General features: G+C 44.6%; 15 protein-coding genes. 7 read left to right on the forward strand and 8 right to left on the reverse strand.

Going from position 1 to position 16,723, the window contains the following annotated elements; translation table 11 throughout:
* Window positions 1–115: 115 nt before the first annotated feature.
* The 3 genes from lspA (at window position 116) to ispH (ending at window position 2,374) form a co-directional block, all read left to right on the forward strand.
* On the forward strand, window positions 116–616 hold the full coding sequence (gene lspA / locus ACED25_RS11020; RefSeq protein ID WP_371695262.1) for a signal peptidase II: 501 nt from the start codon (window positions 116–118) through the stop codon (window positions 614–616).
* A gap of 194 nt (window positions 617–810) precedes the next feature.
* Window positions 811–1,242, forward strand: a complete 432-nt coding sequence (gene fkpB / locus ACED25_RS11025; RefSeq protein ID WP_009848446.1) for an FKBP-type peptidyl-prolyl cis-trans isomerase — start codon at window positions 811–813, stop codon at window positions 1,240–1,242.
* 175 nt (window positions 1,243–1,417) lie between these two features.
* The gene (ispH, locus tag ACED25_RS11030; protein WP_012603278.1) at window positions 1,418–2,374 is read left to right on the forward strand and encodes a 4-hydroxy-3-methylbut-2-enyl diphosphate reductase; all 957 of its coding nucleotides are present in this window, start codon (window positions 1,418–1,420) and stop codon (window positions 2,372–2,374) included.
* A gap of 137 nt (window positions 2,375–2,511) precedes the next feature.
* Here ispH and btsR read toward each other — a convergent pair whose 3' ends face one another.
* The 3 genes from btsR to ACED25_RS11045 all read right to left on the reverse strand — a co-directional run bounded on the left by btsR (window position 2,512) and on the right by ACED25_RS11045 (window position 6,807).
* Complete coding sequence (btsR, locus tag ACED25_RS11035; RefSeq protein ID WP_065680301.1) at window positions 2,512–3,243, reverse strand: two-component system response regulator BtsR; 732 nt, start codon at window positions 3,241–3,243, stop codon at window positions 2,512–2,514.
* A gap of 105 nt (window positions 3,244–3,348) precedes the next feature.
* A complete protein-coding gene (locus ACED25_RS11040) occupies window positions 3,349–5,019 on the reverse strand; it encodes a sensor histidine kinase (protein WP_108101733.1) in 1,671 nt (556 codons plus the stop codon).
* 297 nt (window positions 5,020–5,316) lie between these two features.
* Complete coding sequence (locus ACED25_RS11045) at window positions 5,317–6,807, reverse strand: carbon starvation protein A (RefSeq protein WP_017077728.1); 1,491 nt, start codon at window positions 6,805–6,807, stop codon at window positions 5,317–5,319.
* 252 nt (window positions 6,808–7,059) lie between these two features.
* On the opposite strand from ACED25_RS11045, the gene ACED25_RS11050 reads away from it, so the two are divergent.
* On the forward strand, window positions 7,060–7,410 hold the full coding sequence (locus ACED25_RS11050; protein ID WP_017098352.1) for a DUF2799 domain-containing protein: 351 nt from the start codon (window positions 7,060–7,062) through the stop codon (window positions 7,408–7,410).
* A 94-nt stretch (window positions 7,411–7,504) separates the two neighbouring features.
* On the opposite strand, the gene murQ is transcribed toward ACED25_RS11050, so the two are convergent.
* Entirely contained in the window at window positions 7,505–8,425 is a 921-nt protein-coding gene (murQ, locus tag ACED25_RS11055; RefSeq protein ID WP_017077730.1) for an N-acetylmuramic acid 6-phosphate etherase, read from the reverse strand.
* Between the two features lie 45 nt (window positions 8,426–8,470).
* Window positions 8,471–9,586, reverse strand: coding sequence for an anhydro-N-acetylmuramic acid kinase (locus ACED25_RS11060; RefSeq protein ID WP_371695263.1), 1,116 nt, complete (start codon window positions 9,584–9,586; stop codon window positions 8,471–8,473).
* Between the two features lie 121 nt (window positions 9,587–9,707).
* Here ACED25_RS11060 and nagZ point away from each other — a divergent pair, with 121 nt between their 5' ends.
* From nagZ to tyrA, 3 genes are all read left to right on the forward strand, one after another.
* Window positions 9,708–10,697 (forward strand): beta-N-acetylhexosaminidase, encoded by a 990-nt coding sequence (gene nagZ / locus ACED25_RS11065; RefSeq protein ID WP_371695264.1) that lies wholly within the window; start codon window positions 9,708–9,710, stop codon window positions 10,695–10,697.
* Between the two features lie 246 nt (window positions 10,698–10,943).
* Window positions 10,944–12,017: a 3-deoxy-7-phosphoheptulonate synthase gene (locus tag ACED25_RS11070; RefSeq protein ID WP_017059354.1), complete on the forward strand. Its 1,074-nt coding sequence runs from the start codon at window positions 10,944–10,946 to the stop codon at window positions 12,015–12,017.
* A gap of 117 nt (window positions 12,018–12,134) precedes the next feature.
* Window positions 12,135–13,262, forward strand: a complete 1,128-nt coding sequence (tyrA, locus tag ACED25_RS11075) for a bifunctional chorismate mutase/prephenate dehydrogenase (RefSeq protein WP_017098357.1) — start codon at window positions 12,135–12,137, stop codon at window positions 13,260–13,262.
* Window positions 13,263–13,425: 163 nt separating this feature from the next.
* On the opposite strand, the gene ACED25_RS11080 is transcribed toward tyrA, so the two are convergent.
* The 3 genes from ACED25_RS11080 to ettA form a co-directional block, all read right to left on the reverse strand.
* A complete protein-coding gene (locus ACED25_RS11080) occupies window positions 13,426–14,436 on the reverse strand; it encodes a M23 family metallopeptidase (protein ID WP_371695265.1) in 1,011 nt (336 codons plus the stop codon).
* Window positions 14,437–14,485: 49 nt separating this feature from the next.
* Window positions 14,486–14,854 (reverse strand): PilZ domain-containing protein, encoded by a 369-nt coding sequence (locus ACED25_RS11085; RefSeq protein WP_269335599.1) that lies wholly within the window; start codon window positions 14,852–14,854, stop codon window positions 14,486–14,488.
* 89 nt (window positions 14,855–14,943) lie between these two features.
* Window positions 14,944–16,611, reverse strand: coding sequence for an energy-dependent translational throttle protein EttA (gene ettA, locus ACED25_RS11090; RefSeq protein WP_009848459.1), 1,668 nt, complete (start codon window positions 16,609–16,611; stop codon window positions 14,944–14,946).
* Window positions 16,612–16,723 lie beyond the last annotated feature (112 nt).

The following is a 16,723-nucleotide window of genomic DNA, read 5'->3' on the forward strand; positions in this document are numbered from 1 at the left end:
AGTACCAACTGGGGTTATTTTTAATTATAGGAAATGTGTTTAGCCAAGTTTGGTAATCAAGGTCACTTAAATTGAGTAACAGTGAATACCAACTTCGTAAATACTAGGAATAGAAATGAGTGAAGTTTCGTTAAAACAATCTGGTGTGCGTTGGTTATGGTTGGCCCTACTGGTCTTCCTTGCTGATATCGGTATCAAACTCTTTGTTATGGACAACATGGGTTATGGCTGGGCAAACCGCATTGAGGTGTTGCCATTCTTTAACTTTTTGTACGTGCATAATTACGGTGCAGCATTTAGCTTCTTGAGTGATCAAAGTGGTTGGCAGCGCTGGTTATTTACGGGTATCGCATTTGCGGTAACGGGGATGCTGACGTACTGGATGAGTAAGCTACCAGCAACAGATAAGTGGAACAACATTGCTTATGCGATCATCATTGGTGGCGCTGTTGGTAACGTGTTCGACCGTGTTGTACATGGCTTTGTCGTCGATTACTTAGACTTCTATTGGGGTATTTACCACTGGCCTGCATTTAACCTAGCGGATATGGGAATCTGTATCGGCGCCGCGATGATCATCTTAGATGGTTTCCGTAAGAAAGATGAAAGCCAATAGACTACTCAGACATTAATGAGTATCAAGCAAATCGCTTTGTAATAGATTGTCCTAAAGTCAGCCTATGACTCACAGAATAGAATAGCCCTAAGCGCTGTCGGTTGATTCCGACGGCGCTTTTTTTTATGCTGCAACTAATATGAGAGCAAAGCAAAATGCATTCTCAAATAATAAAGAAATCTAAGGAAAGTAACGTGGCAGCAATTAAAAATGATTCAGCAGTAACTCTACATTTTACGATTAAAATGAAGGATGGTTCAGTTGCCGATAGCACCGAAAATATGGGTAAGCCTGCAAAGTTCGTGATGGGTGATGGCAGCCTAAGTGAGAACTTTGAACAGTGCCTGATTGGCCTTGAAACGGGGACTGAAAAGTCTATCGAATTGAAGGCGGAAGACGCGTTTGGTATGCCAAATCCAGATCATATTCATCATATGGATCGTGCTAAGTTTGTTGGCGATTCTGAAGTCGAGGTTGGCACTATTATGGCTTTCTCTGGTCCTGATGGTATGGAAATTCCAGGTATTATCACTGAGATCGCGGGTGATTCAGTGACGGTTGATTTTAATCATCCATTAGCAGGCCAAGACGTTACGTTTGACGTTAACATCTTAGCTGTGGACTAACTGTCTTAACGGTGGAGTAGCTATCTTAGCGGTTAATCACTATCTTAACAGTAGAATAATATCGCCTTACAGGTGTGATGCAACCCAGAGCTTCACTGTCTAGGCGCTTCACTGTAGAATGCGAACCTCGCTGACAGCGAACTCTATAGAAACAACCTTAGTACCGCGGTAAATGATGAGCAATGAAATGAAAATAATGTTAGCTAACCCTCGTGGCTTTTGTGCCGGTGTCGATCGTGCGATCAGCATCGTAGAGCGCGCACTAGAAATGTATCAGCCACCGATCTATGTTCGCCATGAAGTGGTGCACAACCGCTTTGTTGTTGAGGGGCTCAAGCAGCGTGGTGCTATTTTTGTCGAAGAGTTAAGTGAAGTACCTGACGATAACATCGTGATCTTCTCGGCTCACGGTGTCTCTCAAGCGGTTCGTAAAGAAGCGAAAGAGCGCGAACTTACCGTTTTTGATGCGACTTGCCCGTTGGTGACTAAAGTTCATATGGAGGTTGCTCGAGCGAGCCGCAAACATATGGAAGTGGTATTGATTGGTCACGCTGGTCATCCTGAGGTTGAAGGCACTATGGGTCAGTACGCTAGCCAAACTGGCGGTATGTACTTGGTTGAAAGACCAGAAGATGTACAGAACTTAGTCGTGAACGACCCGAGTAACTTACATTACGTCAGCCAAACAACGCTGTCAGTTGATGAGACGGCGGATGTGATTGAAGAGTTACGTCGCGTGTTCCCTGAGATCCAAGGGCCACGTAAAGACGATATCTGCTACGCAACACAAAACCGTCAAGACGCAATTCGCGAGATGGCCGGTGATGTTGATGTCGTGATAGTTGTTGGTTCTAAGAACTCATCGAACTCAACTCGTTTAAAAGAGCTGGCTGAGAAGCTAGGCACGCCAGGTTATCTAACCGACTGTCCTGAAGACATTCAAACTGAATGGGTTGAAGGGAAAAAGAAAATTGGTGTGACAGCGGGTGCTTCAGCGCCTGAAGAGCTAGTAAACCAAATCTTAGATCGTATTCGTGAGTTGGGTGCTACCGAGGTTGAAGAGATTCAAGGTCGTGAAGAGAATATGTTCTTCGAAGTACCAAAAGAGCTGCAGATTAAGCAAGTCGACTAGTCTCTATGGATTGGTGACAAGATCGATTCGTAACTCTATCGATTTGCAAACAGTATTGATTTGTAAACAGCAGGAAGCCAACGTTGATGCGTTGGCTTTTTTGATCGTGCTTTGGAAAAAAGTCGAAATTTATGGGGTTACTGGAGACCGAGTTGCTCTTTTAAAGCCTTTAAGTAACGACGACTGACAGGCACTTCAAAGCCGGTAAGTGTGATGATCTCGGCTAATCCATTCTCTAACAGTTTGATCTCTTGGATCGATTTTATGTTGATCAAATACTGTCGATGACAGCGGATCAAATCGGTCTTTTCTTCTAGGATCTTTAACGTCAACTGTGAGGTCGCCGTTTGTGAGGAGCTACGAACATGTACACCACTGATATCTGAATAGGCGCACTCGACCGTTTGGCTCGCCATGATCACAATGCGGTTGTGGCCGATACACGGGATCTGCTCTAAGTGGCAGGGAGCGATCGCAGATATATCTTGTTCTGGCGCTTTCTGGTTCTGCTTGATGACCTTATTCAGACGACAAACACTCTTGTTTAATCGACAAGGTTCAACCGGCTTGAGTAGGTAATCAAAAGCGTTATCTTCAAATGCTTGAATTGCATATTGGTCGTAGGCAGTGACGAATACCACGTAAGGCATGGTGTCTGGATCAAGCATGCTTAACAGTTCAATTCCGGTAACCTGCGGCATTTGGATATCCAAATACACCACATCAGGCTTGAGCAGATTGATCTGTTTCAGTCCTTCGATCGCGTTACTCGCTTGGCCAATGATTTCTACTTGTCCGGTTTCAGTGAGTAGTTCAATCAGCTCTTCTCGAGCAAAAAGCTCATCATCGACAACTAATGCCTTTAACATCCTACAATCTTCATCTTGATTCTATCCCTGCTTGATTCACGCTTATCTTTTAAATATCAGCTTCTAAATGTTTCAACTCGGAGCGATTCGTCTCCGAAAATACCTTTATTTTAGTATAGGTATGATAAAGCTCATTCGAGTAAATTGCTGTGGTTGAGATTCTATTTTTAGTGCTGAATCTTGTCCAAAGAAATTAGTGAGTCGTTTATCAACAATTTCCATACCTAATCCAACGTGATCTTGAGATGGCTTCTGATAATTGCCCGCGTTGTCTTCAACGGTCAACTTGACCCCACCCTTGAAAGCCTCGCTATAGATCTTCACTTTGCCACCTTCCAGCATGTTAGAAATCCCATGTTTGATGGCATTTTCTACTAGCGGTTGCAGGGTAAAGCTTGGCAGTTGCGACTCGTACAGTTGTGGGTCAATATCCCATTCCACTTCTAATCGATCGGTAAAGCGTGCCTTCTCTATGGTTAGATACGCATTAACGTGTGCTAGTTCGTCTTTGAGTTTTACAGTGTTGATGTTCTGCTTCAGGTTACTTCTAAAGAAGTGAGACAGATGTTGAATGAGCTCACGTGCTTTATCAGGATCACGACGTGTAACGGCACTGATGGTGTTAAGTGCATTAAACAAGAAGTGTGGGTTCACCTGTGCATGCAGCAGTTTGATTTCCGCTTGGGTGAGCAGCGTTTGCTGTTGTTGATAATTACTAAACAGGATCTGGCTCGACAATAGCTGAGCGATACCTTCACCCATCGACATATTGATGGTCGAGAATAGTTTCAGCTTTGGCTCATACAGTTTGATGGTTCCGATGACTTCGTTTCCTGCTCTTAACGGGATAATTAGCGCGGAGCCTAACTTACAATCTTGCGAAAGGGAGCATTGGTACGGATTCTCTTTGCCATCAAGGTAGATGATGTCGTTCTGTTCCATCGAAGTGAGCGTGCTCTGCGATGAAATCGGCGTGTTCGGAATATGGTGTTCATCACCAATGCCGATGAACGCGAGGATTTTTTCTCGGTCGGTGATCGCCACCGCACCAACGTTGGTCTCTTCGTAAATGATCCGCACGATTTTTTGCGCGTTATCCGAATTGAATCCTCCATGCAAAATACCCACTGAACGCTCGGCGATGGTTAATGCGCGGCGTGAGAAAGTTGCCGAATACTTCTCGAAGATGGTTTTCCGATCTTGGATGATGCTCATGAACAGCGCCGCACCGACCGAGTTAGCAATGATCATTGGCGCGGCAATATCAGAAACCAGAGCATAGGACTGCTCGAATGGTTTCGCGACCGCTAACAGAATTAGCATCTGAATAATCTCTGCAAACAAGGTTACCGAGAAAACCACCAATGGATTAAACAGTTGGCTGGCTTTGTTCTTTCTAACCAAGTAAACGTGCAATAGGCCGCCAATCAAGCCTTCTGCTGTGGTGGAAATAGCACAAGCCAAGTCTGTGAAGCCGCCTAATGAGTAACGGTGAATACCGCCAGTAAAGCCGACGGCAAAGCCAACGACAGGGCCGCCAAATAGACCACCCATGACCGCACCCATCGCGCGCGTATTGGCTATCGCGTCATTAATCTGCAGTCCAAAATAGGTGCCCATAATACAGAATAGGGAAAACAGAACGTAGCAGCTGATTTTATGACTTAAGCGTGAAGAGATGCTCAACAAAGGAAGAATCAGTGGAGTCTTGCTGAGCATGTAAGCAATCACTAAGTAGACACAGGTTTGTTGCAGCAGAGAGAGAATGAGTTCCATATTTTCACCTATTGAGACGCTGGTTAAGTGTAAAGCTCATTGCGTAGTAACGGTAGCTTTGCTTGTGTTTTCATTAGTTATATCGAGTTGCGATTGCTTTTCAGGCGGAGATACCAATATTGATGTACTAATGTTGATGTACCAATGCTGAGATACAGTAAAGCCCATCACAGAGGACGGGCTTTAGTCTTAATTTCCACGAATTACTGGGTGATACGGGAGCAAGCGAAGTGTGTTTGGCTTGTTCTTTTGTCTCTCTATGAAGACGTGTCTCTTGTTATCAAGAGTCTGAAAGAACTAGGCGGTTTTGGTGACGCCTTTTGCTTCTTTTTCTTCTTCATCAGCAAGGTCGATATCGCCTTTGCCTTTTGAAATTTTGATAACGTAAGCCGCAATTCCGAATGCACTCACCACGCCGATGATGGTTGAAAGCTGCATTGGTAGACCGAAGCCCAGTTGGCTGTTGTTCAGGATGAATGTGATACACACAGATGTCATGAACACAGCTGGAACCGTTGTTACCCAGTGCAGTTTATTGTGACGAAGTAGGTAAGCCGAAGCTGTCCATAGCATCATGACTGCTGTTGATTGGTTAGCAAAACCGAAGTAGCGCCAGATGATACCGAAATCTACTTGAGTCAGGATGCCACCGATAACGAACAGTGGTAAAGCCATCAGTAGGCGGTTACGCAGTGTCTTCTGTTCCATATTGAAGTATTCAGCAAGGATAAGACGGCTTGAACGGAACGCTGTATCACCAGAAGTGATAGGTAGGATAACTACGCCAAGGAAAGCAAGGATACCGCCAAATACACCCAGTAGGCCAAATGAAGCGCTGTATACCACGTTACCAGGACCGCCGTTTGCAATCGCGTCAGACAAAGACTCAACTGAACCGAAGAATGACAGAGCAAGCGCACACCAGATTAGAGCGATGATACCTTCACCAATCATTGCACCGTAGAATACGAAGCGACCATTTTTCTCGTTTTCCATGCAACGCGCCATTAGTGGAGACTGAGTTGCGTGGAAGCCAGAGATAGCACCACAAGCGATGGTAATAAATAGAGCAGGCCAAAGCGGTAGATCGTTAGGGTTCATGTTGGTGAACATGTCTTTCATCTCGAAGCCACCCATGATTTGGTGCTCGTCAGATAGACCAATCGCAGTGATTAGGCCAACAGACATAAAGATAAGCAGTGCACCGAACAGTGGGTAGAAGCGACCAATGATTTTATCGACAGGGACAATCGTTGCGATGATGTAGTAAGCAAAGATGATGACAACCATGGTGCTCGTAGACATTACGAAATCAGTTTGGTCGTTCACTAGGTTAGTGATCATACCTGCTGGAGCAGAAACGAATACCACACCAACAAGAAGCAGTAGAACAATGGCAAAGATGTTCATAAAGTGTTTTGCGCCATTGCCTAGGTAACGTCCAGTGATAGTTGGAACCGAAGCACCACCATTGCGGATAGATAACATACCTGAGAAGTAGTCGTGTACGGCACCTGCGAAGATACAACCTAGCACGATCCAAAGCATTGCTGCTGGGCCGTAAAGGGCACCCATGATAGGGCCGAAGATTGGACCTACACCTGCAATGTTAAGCAGTTGAACTAGGTAAACCTTTGGCGTCGACATTGGAACGAAGTCCACGCCGTCTTGCTTGGTGTGAGCGGGTGTTTGACGCTTTTCATTGATACCGAAAATCTTCTCGATAAAGGCACCGTAAATAAAGTAGCCACCAATGAGTGCTGCTACACAGGTAAGAAACCACATCATAATTTGTTATCCCTGAATGTATTAATTAAGTCAGGGTGTATATTAAAGGAGTGTATGAGAAGAAACTTCCGCTATGAGAGTGAGTGGTCGAATAGCTAATTAAGTGGTGTTATAACTGATTGAGCGGTTTGTTCTCTTGCTTAAGAGGACAATAACAGACAATGAGTGGACATCAGTACGTGTTCAGCGGAGAATCGCCACAAAGGCAGCGCTTCGTCAGGAAGTGGTGAAGTTACAATATAAAGGATTGAAATGAAAAAAATAATAGCACTATTCGCCGTGGCATTTAGCCTTGCAGGATGCAGCGCCAATGTTCAAGATTTAGCGGCCGAAGGCAATTGGCAAGAGATTGGCTATCGTGATGGTATTAAAGGGCACACTCAGCGTTCGTATTCAGAGATGACTGAGCTTGGCGCAGTCGATCAAGCGAGTTACACAGAAGGTTACCACCTAGGTGTGACTGAATACTGCAACCCAAACCATGCTTATCAAATTGGTTTATCTGGCCAGGTTTATGAAGGCGTTTGTTCAGGTACGGAAGACGCTCAACGTTTCCGTATGGAATGGCAGCGCGGCTGGGATGAGTTTTCTAACGACTACTAAGCTCAAGCTAGCGATTAGAAATTAAAAAGACCAGTGCCGTATGTGTACTGGTCTTTTTTTTGTAGCGAGAGTAACGCTCACAACAGAATCTAGATTACTGATTATTCTCGACTGCTTTTCTCAAGAAGCCATTTTGTTGATCAAGTTGAGCCTTGGCCAGTTCTAAATCTAGCCCTGTTAGAATCATCAAAATAGACAATTTCACATCGTAATCAGTCGTTTTTAGTGTTGATACTGCCAGTGCTTTGTCACACTCCGTCGCTTGGATAACGATACGAGCAGCGCGGGCAACCAATTTTTCATTGGTCGCTTTTACGTCGACCATCAAGTTCTGGTAGCTCTTACCAATACGAATCATGCTGGCAGTCGTTAGCATGTTGAGCACCAATTTTTGCGCGGTACCTGATTTGAGGCGTGTGGAACCGGTTAAGGCTTCTGGGCCAACTACTGGGCTTATCGCGATTTGAGCAATCTCAGCGATCGGAGAGCCAGGATTACAAGACAGCGCAACCGTTACTGCTCCTATTTGATTAGCGTAGTTGAGTGCTCCAATTACGTAAGGTGTGCGGCCACTGGCTGCAATACCTACCACGACATCATTTTCTGAAAACTGAATTGCATTCAGATCTTCAATACCGAGAGTCAGCGAATCTTCAGCGCCTTCTTTGGCTTTTAAAATAGCTTCGGGTCCGCCAGCGATGAGACCGATAACCATCTTGTCTGAAACACCGAAAGTCGGAGGGCACTCTGAGGCATCTAACACACCTAGTCGGCCACTTGTGCCAGCGCCCATATAGATCAGTCGGCCACCGTTTTGAAAGGCGTGAGCGATCTTATCAACCGCTTTCGCTATCTGTGGTAATTCGGCTTCGATCGCCAGTGGGACTTGTTTGTCTTGTTGGTTAATCTTTTCAACCACTTCGAGAGAGGTGAGTAGATCAATATCCATAGTGTCAGGGTTTCTCCCCTCCGAAACGAGGTGCGAGAGCGCTGATATGAGAGCGTCGTTACTCATAATGATCCTTAAATGGTGATTCTAAAATGATGGTTCTAAAGTTGTTTAGTTAGCACGATAGAGAACGCCTAGAGAGGCCGCTCTGCTTGCGCCAGTCACTTCTGGTAAATTGCTTGGCAGTTGATGAACATGACGTTGAGCAAGCCACGCAAAGGCCATAGCTTCCATATAATCGGCATCAACGCCTTTACTGGTGGTTGACTCAACCTCCCAGCCAGGAAGCAGTTCAGACAGTCTCTTCATCAACAGTGGATTTCTCGTACCCCCGCCACACACATAGAGCGCAGGTTGGTTACCCAAGCGATAAGTCTCCACTTCATTCGCTATCGTCAATGCAGTGTATTCACAAAGTGTGTGCTGAACATCTTCTGCCGCAAGGTCTTTAAATTCTGTTAATTGTTGCTCTAACCACGGTAGATTAAATAGCTCCCTGCCAGTGCTTTTCGGCGGCATTTGAGATAGATAAGATTCATTTAATAACTGTTCGAGCAAGGCTTGATTGAGTTGACCTTTAAGTGCGAATTGCGCATCACGGTCAAACTTCTCACCCGTGTGCGTATCAACCCAAGCGTCCATCAACATATTGCCCGGGCCTGTATCATAACCAAGAGTAGGCTGATTCGGGCGCAGTACTGAAATATTCGAGATACCACCAATATTCAAGACTACAACCGAGCTGTCTCGCGGGTGAAAAATCGTATGGTGAAACGCGGGGACTAATGGCGCACCTTGTCCGCCAAGCGCCATGTCTTTGCGTCTGAAGTCGGCAACAGTTTGAATATCTGTTTTAGCGGCAATGATATTAGCGTCACCCAACTGCATGGTAAATGGCGAAGTACCGGTTGGCTGGTGGAATACTGTTTGGCCATGGTTCCCAATCGCAGTCACAGAAGATGCAGGCGTACCTGACTTATCGAGAAGTTGCAGAACAGCATCAGCAAATAGATGACCAAGCTGGTGGTCTAGTTCGCCAATGGCAATCAAATCCGTTTTCTGACCAATACAAACTTCAAGCAGACGCGCTTTGAGATCATCAGGCATTGGGAACTCATCATGAGCGAGCAATGTGATGCGCGAATCTTCAATCGACACTAAGGCGGTATCAACACCGTCCATACTCGTCCCCGACATCACACCGATATACAGTTCTTTACGATCCATTCCTAAGCTCTTGCACTGCATTCTTAAAGTCTTCCAAAGATTGGTTTAAAAACATTGTAAAGCAAATTTAAAGAGAATAATCTCGGGAAGTTTATGAAATTAGGTTTAATAAGGGATAAATATGGGACCGTTGTGGGTAGATGTCGCGGGCTACGAACTGACAGCTGAAGACAGAGAAATTTTAGAGCACCCAACCGTTGGTGGTCTCATCTTATTCGCTCGAAACTACCACGATAGCAAACAGCTTTCGGCGTTAAATAAAGAGATCCGCAAGGTCGCGAAACGTCCTATTTTGATTGGCGTTGACCAAGAAGGTGGCCGAGTTCAGCGCTTTCGCGATGGCTTTTCAATTATCCCTGCCGCTCAAGAATTCGCGACTAAGAATAATGGTGAGCAGTTAGCAGAACAAGCCGGTTGGTTGATGGCGGCGGAATTGATTGCCCATGATATCGATCTGAGCTTTGCGCCTGTATTAGATAAAGGTCACGACTGTAAAGCGATTGGTAGCCGAGCGTTTGGTGAAGATATTGATACCATCGTTCGCCACAGCAGTGCTTTTATTAAAGGCATGAAATCGGTTGGAATGGCGACAACAGGGAAGCACTTCCCAGGACACGGCGGTGTAATTGCTGATTCGCACTTAGAAACGCCTTACGATCCTAGAGATGATATCTTTGAAACAGACATGGCCATTTTCAAGGCGCAAATTGAAGCCGGAATATTGGATGCCATGATGCCAGCACACGTGGTTTTCTCTCACTATGATGATCAACCAGCGAGCGGCTCTGAGTATTGGTTGCAGAAAGTATTGAAGCAGCAGCTTGGATTCAAAGGCTTAGTTTTTTCTGACGACTTAACGATGGAAGGCGCGGCCATTATGGGCGGACCAGCAGACAGAGCGAAAGCAGCTTTGAATGCTGGCTGTGACATGGTGCTGATGTGTAATAAGCGAGATGCACAAATTGAGGCTCTTGATCATTTAGCGATTCAAGAGGTGCCTTTAGCCAACTCATTGCTTAAAAAGCACAGCTTTGATTTATCGACGCTTCACTCGGATAATCGATGGAAAGAGGCCTCAGAGCAAATTAAGCGAATGTTAAACGCTGGGTGATAAATAAACACTCTTTAAGTTTGAAGAAGGCGATATGAGAAATATCGCCTTTTTTGTATGTGTGAGGTGCAGTTTAAGCTGGTTTGTGTATCAGAGTGAATTAAAGAGGGTGTGTAAATTTTAATATACAGTAAATGTTTTTTATTGTTTACACTTGCAATCGTTTTTGTAGCTGTTATTGTGTTTTTAAAGATTGTCAGCCCAAATGGAAATGTTGGGTGTAAAAATAAATATACAGGTTGAGTTATGCAGAAAAGTGAATTAAGCAATGTCAATATCATCGACGAACAGGTACTGATTACTCCTGAGGAGTTAAAAGCAAAACTGCCTTTGAGTGATAATGCTCGTCGTTTCATTCAAGAGTCTCGTCAAACTATAGCAAACATTATTCATAAGAAAGATCATCGCATGCTTGTAGTATGTGGCCCATGTTCTATCCATGATATTGAAGCTGCGAAAGAATACGCGAAACGCTTAAAAGCTTTATCTGAGCAGCTTAGCGACCAACTGTATATTGTAATGCGTGTTTACTTTGAGAAGCCTCGTACTACTGTTGGTTGGAAAGGCTTGATCAATGACCCTCACCTAGATGGTACTTTCGATATTGAGCATGGTTTACATGTTGGTCGTGAGTTACTTGTTGAACTTGCTGAGATGGAAATCCCACTAGCGACGGAAGCGCTAGATCCAATCAGTCCGCAATACCTAGCAGATACATTCAGCTGGGCTGCAATCGGCGCTCGTACGACTGAATCACAAACCCACCGTGAAATGGCGAGTGGTCTTTCAATGCCAATCGGCTTTAAGAATGGTACGGATGGCAATCTAGGTACTGCAATCAATGCAATGCAGGCGGCTTCTTCTAGCCACCGTTTCATGGGTATCAGCCGTGAAGGTCAAGTCGCACTACTAACGACGCAAGGTAACCCAAATGGTCACGTAATTTTACGTGGCGGTAAGCAGACGAACTACGATTCAGTATCGGTACACGAATGTGAGCAAGAGCTGGGTAAATCTGGCTTAGAGGCGGCACTAATGGTCGACTGTAGTCATGCGAACTCTCGTAAAGATTTCCGTCGTCAACCGCTGGTGGCTGAAGATGTCATCCATCAGATTCGTGAAGGTAATAAGTCGATTATCGGCCTGATGATTGAGAGCCATATTAACGAAGGAAACCAATCTTCAGATATACCTCTCAATGAGATGAAATACGGTGTATCTATTACCGACGCGTGTATCAATTGGGATTCAACTGAGGCACTATTGAAACATGCACATACGGAATTAGTCCCGTTCTTAGAGAACCGCTTGAAAGGTTAGTCAGAGTTTAAATTTAAGTGCCTCATCTAATGGGGCATTTTAAGATCTGTTGCTAACGAACCTGCATCAGTGCGGGCTTTTAGATTGGCACGGGCTTATAGATGAGTAAGGAATAAAATGGCCGTTGAACTGAACGAATTACGCGACCAAATCGATGCTGTCGATAAACAAATGTTGGATTTACTGGCTCAACGACTGGCTCTAGTGGAGAAAGTCGGTGAAGTAAAAAGTGAACATGGTTTACCTATTTATGTACCGGAACGTGAAGCCGCGATGTTGGCATCTCGTCGTCAAGAAGCCGAGAAAATAGGAGTACCACCGCAGTTAATCGAAGATATTTTACGTCGTACGATGCGTGAGTCTTATGCCAGTGAAAAAGATTCTGGTTTTAAGTGCCTTAACCCAGAGTTACGTTCAGTGGTTATCGTTGGTGGTAATGGTCAGCTTGGTGGTCTGTTTGGACGTATGTTCAAGCTTTCTGGTTACGAAGTGAAAATCCTTGGCAGCCAAGATTGGGACAAAGCCGATGAGATCTTAGATAATGCTGGCCTTGTGGTTGTAACGGTTCCAATTCACCTGACAGAAGGTGTGATTGCGAAGTTGGGTAACCTACCAAGCGATTGTATTCTGTGTGATTTGACGTCGATAAAATCAAAGCCTCTACAAGCTATGTTAGACATGCACCAAGGCCCTGTGGTTGGATTACACCCAATGTTTGGTCCTGATGTTCCAAGCCTTGCGAAACAAGTGATTGTTTACAGTGATGGGCGTGGCTCTGAAAGCTACCAATGGTTGCTGAATCAATTTGGTATTTGGGGCGCGAGCCTTTGCCAGATGGATGCTGCGGAACACGATCACGGCATGACTCTGATTCAAGCTCTTCGTCACTTCACTTCTTTTGCTTACGGCTTGCACCTAAGTAAAGAGAACCCGAACATTGATCAACTTTTGAAGTTAAGCTCGCCAATCTACCGACTTGAGATTGCGATGGTTGGTCGTCTGTTTGCTCAAGACCCGAACTTGTACGGTGATATCATTCTTTCTTCAGATGAGAACATTGAGATGATTCGACGTTTCCATAGTCGTTTCGGTGAAGCATTGGAAATCTTGGATGGGAAAGATAAAGCTAAATTCGTTGATAGCTTTAATCAAGTCAGTGATTGGTTTGGCGACTACTCGCAGCAGTTCTTGCAAGAGAGCCAAAGTCTTCTAAAACAAGCACATGACTCGATTCATCGTGGTTAATACGATTTGAAGTCATAAAAAAGAGCGACCATTTGGTCGCTCTTTTTGTTTGTGCTGAACGCTATGAAAGCATTTGGTCTACTGTAGGCTAAAAGCAATGAGATCATCATAGGCCAAATCAATATCCCTCAATAACCAATAACCAATAACCAATAACCAATAACTAGTTAGTCGTGATAGGTTTCTTACTATCTTCACTCGATACGGTGTCTATGGTCGAGCTAATGTAAGGCACGTTAGTCAGGTTGATCTGCAAGCGAACCACATTATCAATCAGTTGAACCAATGGACCCCACTTAACCTTTTTCTCTTTCTCGAACACGTAGTTGAAGTTCTCAGGTGTCCAATCCATCAAGTATTGAGGGTTCAATGAACGACCAAGGAAGCGTACCTCATAGTGCAAGTGTGGCCCGGTTGAGTTACCTGAGTTACCACAGCTCGCAATCACATCGCCTTTACTCACAAATTGACCGCTACGTACTTTGAACTTCTGTAGGTGCGCATAAGAGCTCATGAAGCCGAATGAGTGACGCATAGTTATAAAGTTACCGAAGCCTTTCTTACTTGGGCGCACGGTTTCAATTACGCCATCTGCTGGCGCGACAATTTCTTCACCACGCTTACATGTTAGGTCGATACCAGTATGAACGTGGCGTTTACCTGTTATAGGGTTAGAGCGACGACCATAAGAGGATGATATGCGTTGATAAGCCATAGGGCTGTCATTTGGAATCAAACGAAACATTGTGGCTCTGACTGCTGAATCTACTGCAGCTGCATCAATTCGGTCTTCTAAAGAGACGTCATCAGTCAGCGGCTCTTCATCGGTCAGGCCAAGCACTGATTCCACATCAAATACACGCTTACCAAGTAACTGAATAGTGCCTTCTTTCTCGGTTAATGCTTGAGACAGTGAGTGATTGGTTTCTACCTGCTCAGCGTAAAGAAAGTCGGTTTGTTCTTTTTCAACAATCAGTGTTTCAATCAATTGTTGTGCATCATCGGCTTGTAGGGCGAGTTCTTGCTTGCCCTCAAAGTGCATGTATGCAGCTCCGCCAATCAATAGAGGTACTGAAAAAATTGCGGTAGTACATAGTAGTACGGCTTTTCGACCGAAATAAAACGTCTGATCCCCTTGGGTTAAGGGGATTGTAATGGAAACTTTCTTAGACATGGTTCTGTATTAACTAAATGCTTCTAATAGAAAAAGGGGAATGGAGACGTCACTCACTACCTAGATCGGTAAGGTGTTCAATCTCTCTATAAAGCAGTTCATCGTCGCCAACGTTAAGTTCCACAAGGCGCTTAAGGTGGCTGATACTATCAATATCTAAATGCTCTATACGTAAACGCATTGAGGTATTGATGGTCGAGACTATCGTTGCTTCTAACTGAATATTGATATCACTGTTTTCGAGCTTAAAGCTGACTTGAACAGGAATGTCAGCTCTGAGTTGCTGTAATTTATCGCACTGAATGAGTAGGCCATGAAGAGATAAGTCTTGTACTGAGCCTGATACATTTACGTTCCCTTGTGATATATCAGTCGGGGTTTGATAAACAACTCGTGAAAATTGACGTCTTTCAATCATAACTAATCTCTCTATATCAATACGTAACATATAACCAGATATATCAAAGGCCGCTATTATCGCGGCCTTTGTTCAAAATACAAGCTTATTTACTTTGCAATACGTTTGTATTTGATGCGGTGAGGTTCTGCCGCTTGTGCACCTAGAGTCTTTTTCAGCCACTCTGTATATTCAGTATAGTTACCTTCGTAGAAGTTAACTTGACCTTCATCACGGTAGTCTAAGATATGGGTCGCAATACGGTCAAGGAACCAACGGTCATGCGAGATAACCATTGCACAGCCAGGGAACTCAAGTAGTGCTTCTTCAAGAGCTCGGAGTGTCTCAACATCAAGGTCATTGGTTGGTTCATCGAGTAGCAGTACGTTACCGCCCGCTTTTAGCAGTTTCGCTAGGTGAACACGGTTGCGTTCACCACCTGAAAGCTGACCGATGATCTTCTGTTGGTCGTTGCCTTTGAAGTTGAAACGAGAGCAGTATGCACGAGCAGGGATTTCGAAGTTGTTGATCTTAATGATATCAGCGCCTTCAGAGATCTCTTGGAATACTGTTTTTGTGTCGTCCATGCTGTCACGGAACTGATCAACAGAAGCAAGCTTAACCGTTTCGCCAAGTTCAACTGTGCCTGAATCTGGCTGTTCTGCGCCACTTAGCATCTTGAATAGTGTTGATTTACCCGCACCATTGGCACCAACGATACCAACGATAGCGCCTTTAGGCATGCTGAATGATAGGTCATCGATAAGAACGCGATCACCAAATGACTTCGTTAGGTTCTTAACTTCAAGTACCTTGTCACCTAAACGCTCACCTGGTGGGATGAACAATTCGTTGGTTTCGTTACGCTTCTGGTATTGGCCAGTCGTCATTTCTTCAAAACGAGCCATACGAGCTTTAGACTTAGCTTGACGACCTTTAGGGTTTTGACGAACCCATTCAAGTTCTTTCTCAATCGTTTTTTGACGTGCGCTTTCGCCAGCTTTTTCTTGCTTCAAACGCTCATCTTTCTGTTCTAGCCAAGATGTGTAGTTACCTTCCCATGGGATACCTTCACCACGGTCAAGTTCTAGAATCCAACCTGCAGCGTTGTCTAGGAAGTAACGGTCGTGGGTAATCGCCACAACAGTACCGCTGTAATCAACAAGGAAATGCTCAAGCCAAGCAACTGATTCTGCATCCAAGTGGTTGGTTGGTTCATCAAGAAGCAGCATGTCTGGCTTCTCAAGAAGTAGACGACAGATAGCAACACGACGACGTTCACCACCTGATAGGAATTCGATTTTCGCATCCCACTCAGGAAGACGAAGTGCATCTGCAGCTCGCTCTAGAGCTGTTTCTAGGTTATGACCATCTTTTGCTTGGATCAGTGCTTCAAGCTCACCTTGCTCTTTCGCTAATGCATCGAAATCTGCATCAGGTTCTGCGTAAGCAGCATATACTGCGTCGATGCGCTTAAGTGCGTCAGCAACATCTGAAACCGCTTCTTCTACGATTTCACGAACGGTTTTTGATTCGTCTAGTACAGGTTCTTGAGGTAGGTAACCTACTTTTAGACCTTGTTGTGCACGTGCTTCACCATCAATATCAGTATCAATACCAGCCATGATACGTAGTAGGGTAGATTTACCTGAACCATTTAGACCCAAAACACCGATTTTAGCGCCAGGAAAAAAGCTAAGAGAAATGTCTTTAAGAATTTGACGCTTAGGTGGAACAGTTTTGCTCACCCGAGACATGGTATATACGTATTCAGCCATTGCCGATCGATCCTAATTATTGTTCAAAATTGTTTGCTATTTTATACCAATATCCTCAAAGATGTTACTCCTAGGACAGAAAAGCCATTCTTGAACTAATCCTCACCTATTA

The sequence above is a fragment of the Vibrio sp. 1F263 genome (assembly GCF_041439035.1).
In the GTDB taxonomy this organism is placed as follows: domain Bacteria; phylum Pseudomonadota; class Gammaproteobacteria; order Enterobacterales; family Vibrionaceae; genus Vibrio; species Vibrio tasmaniensis_A.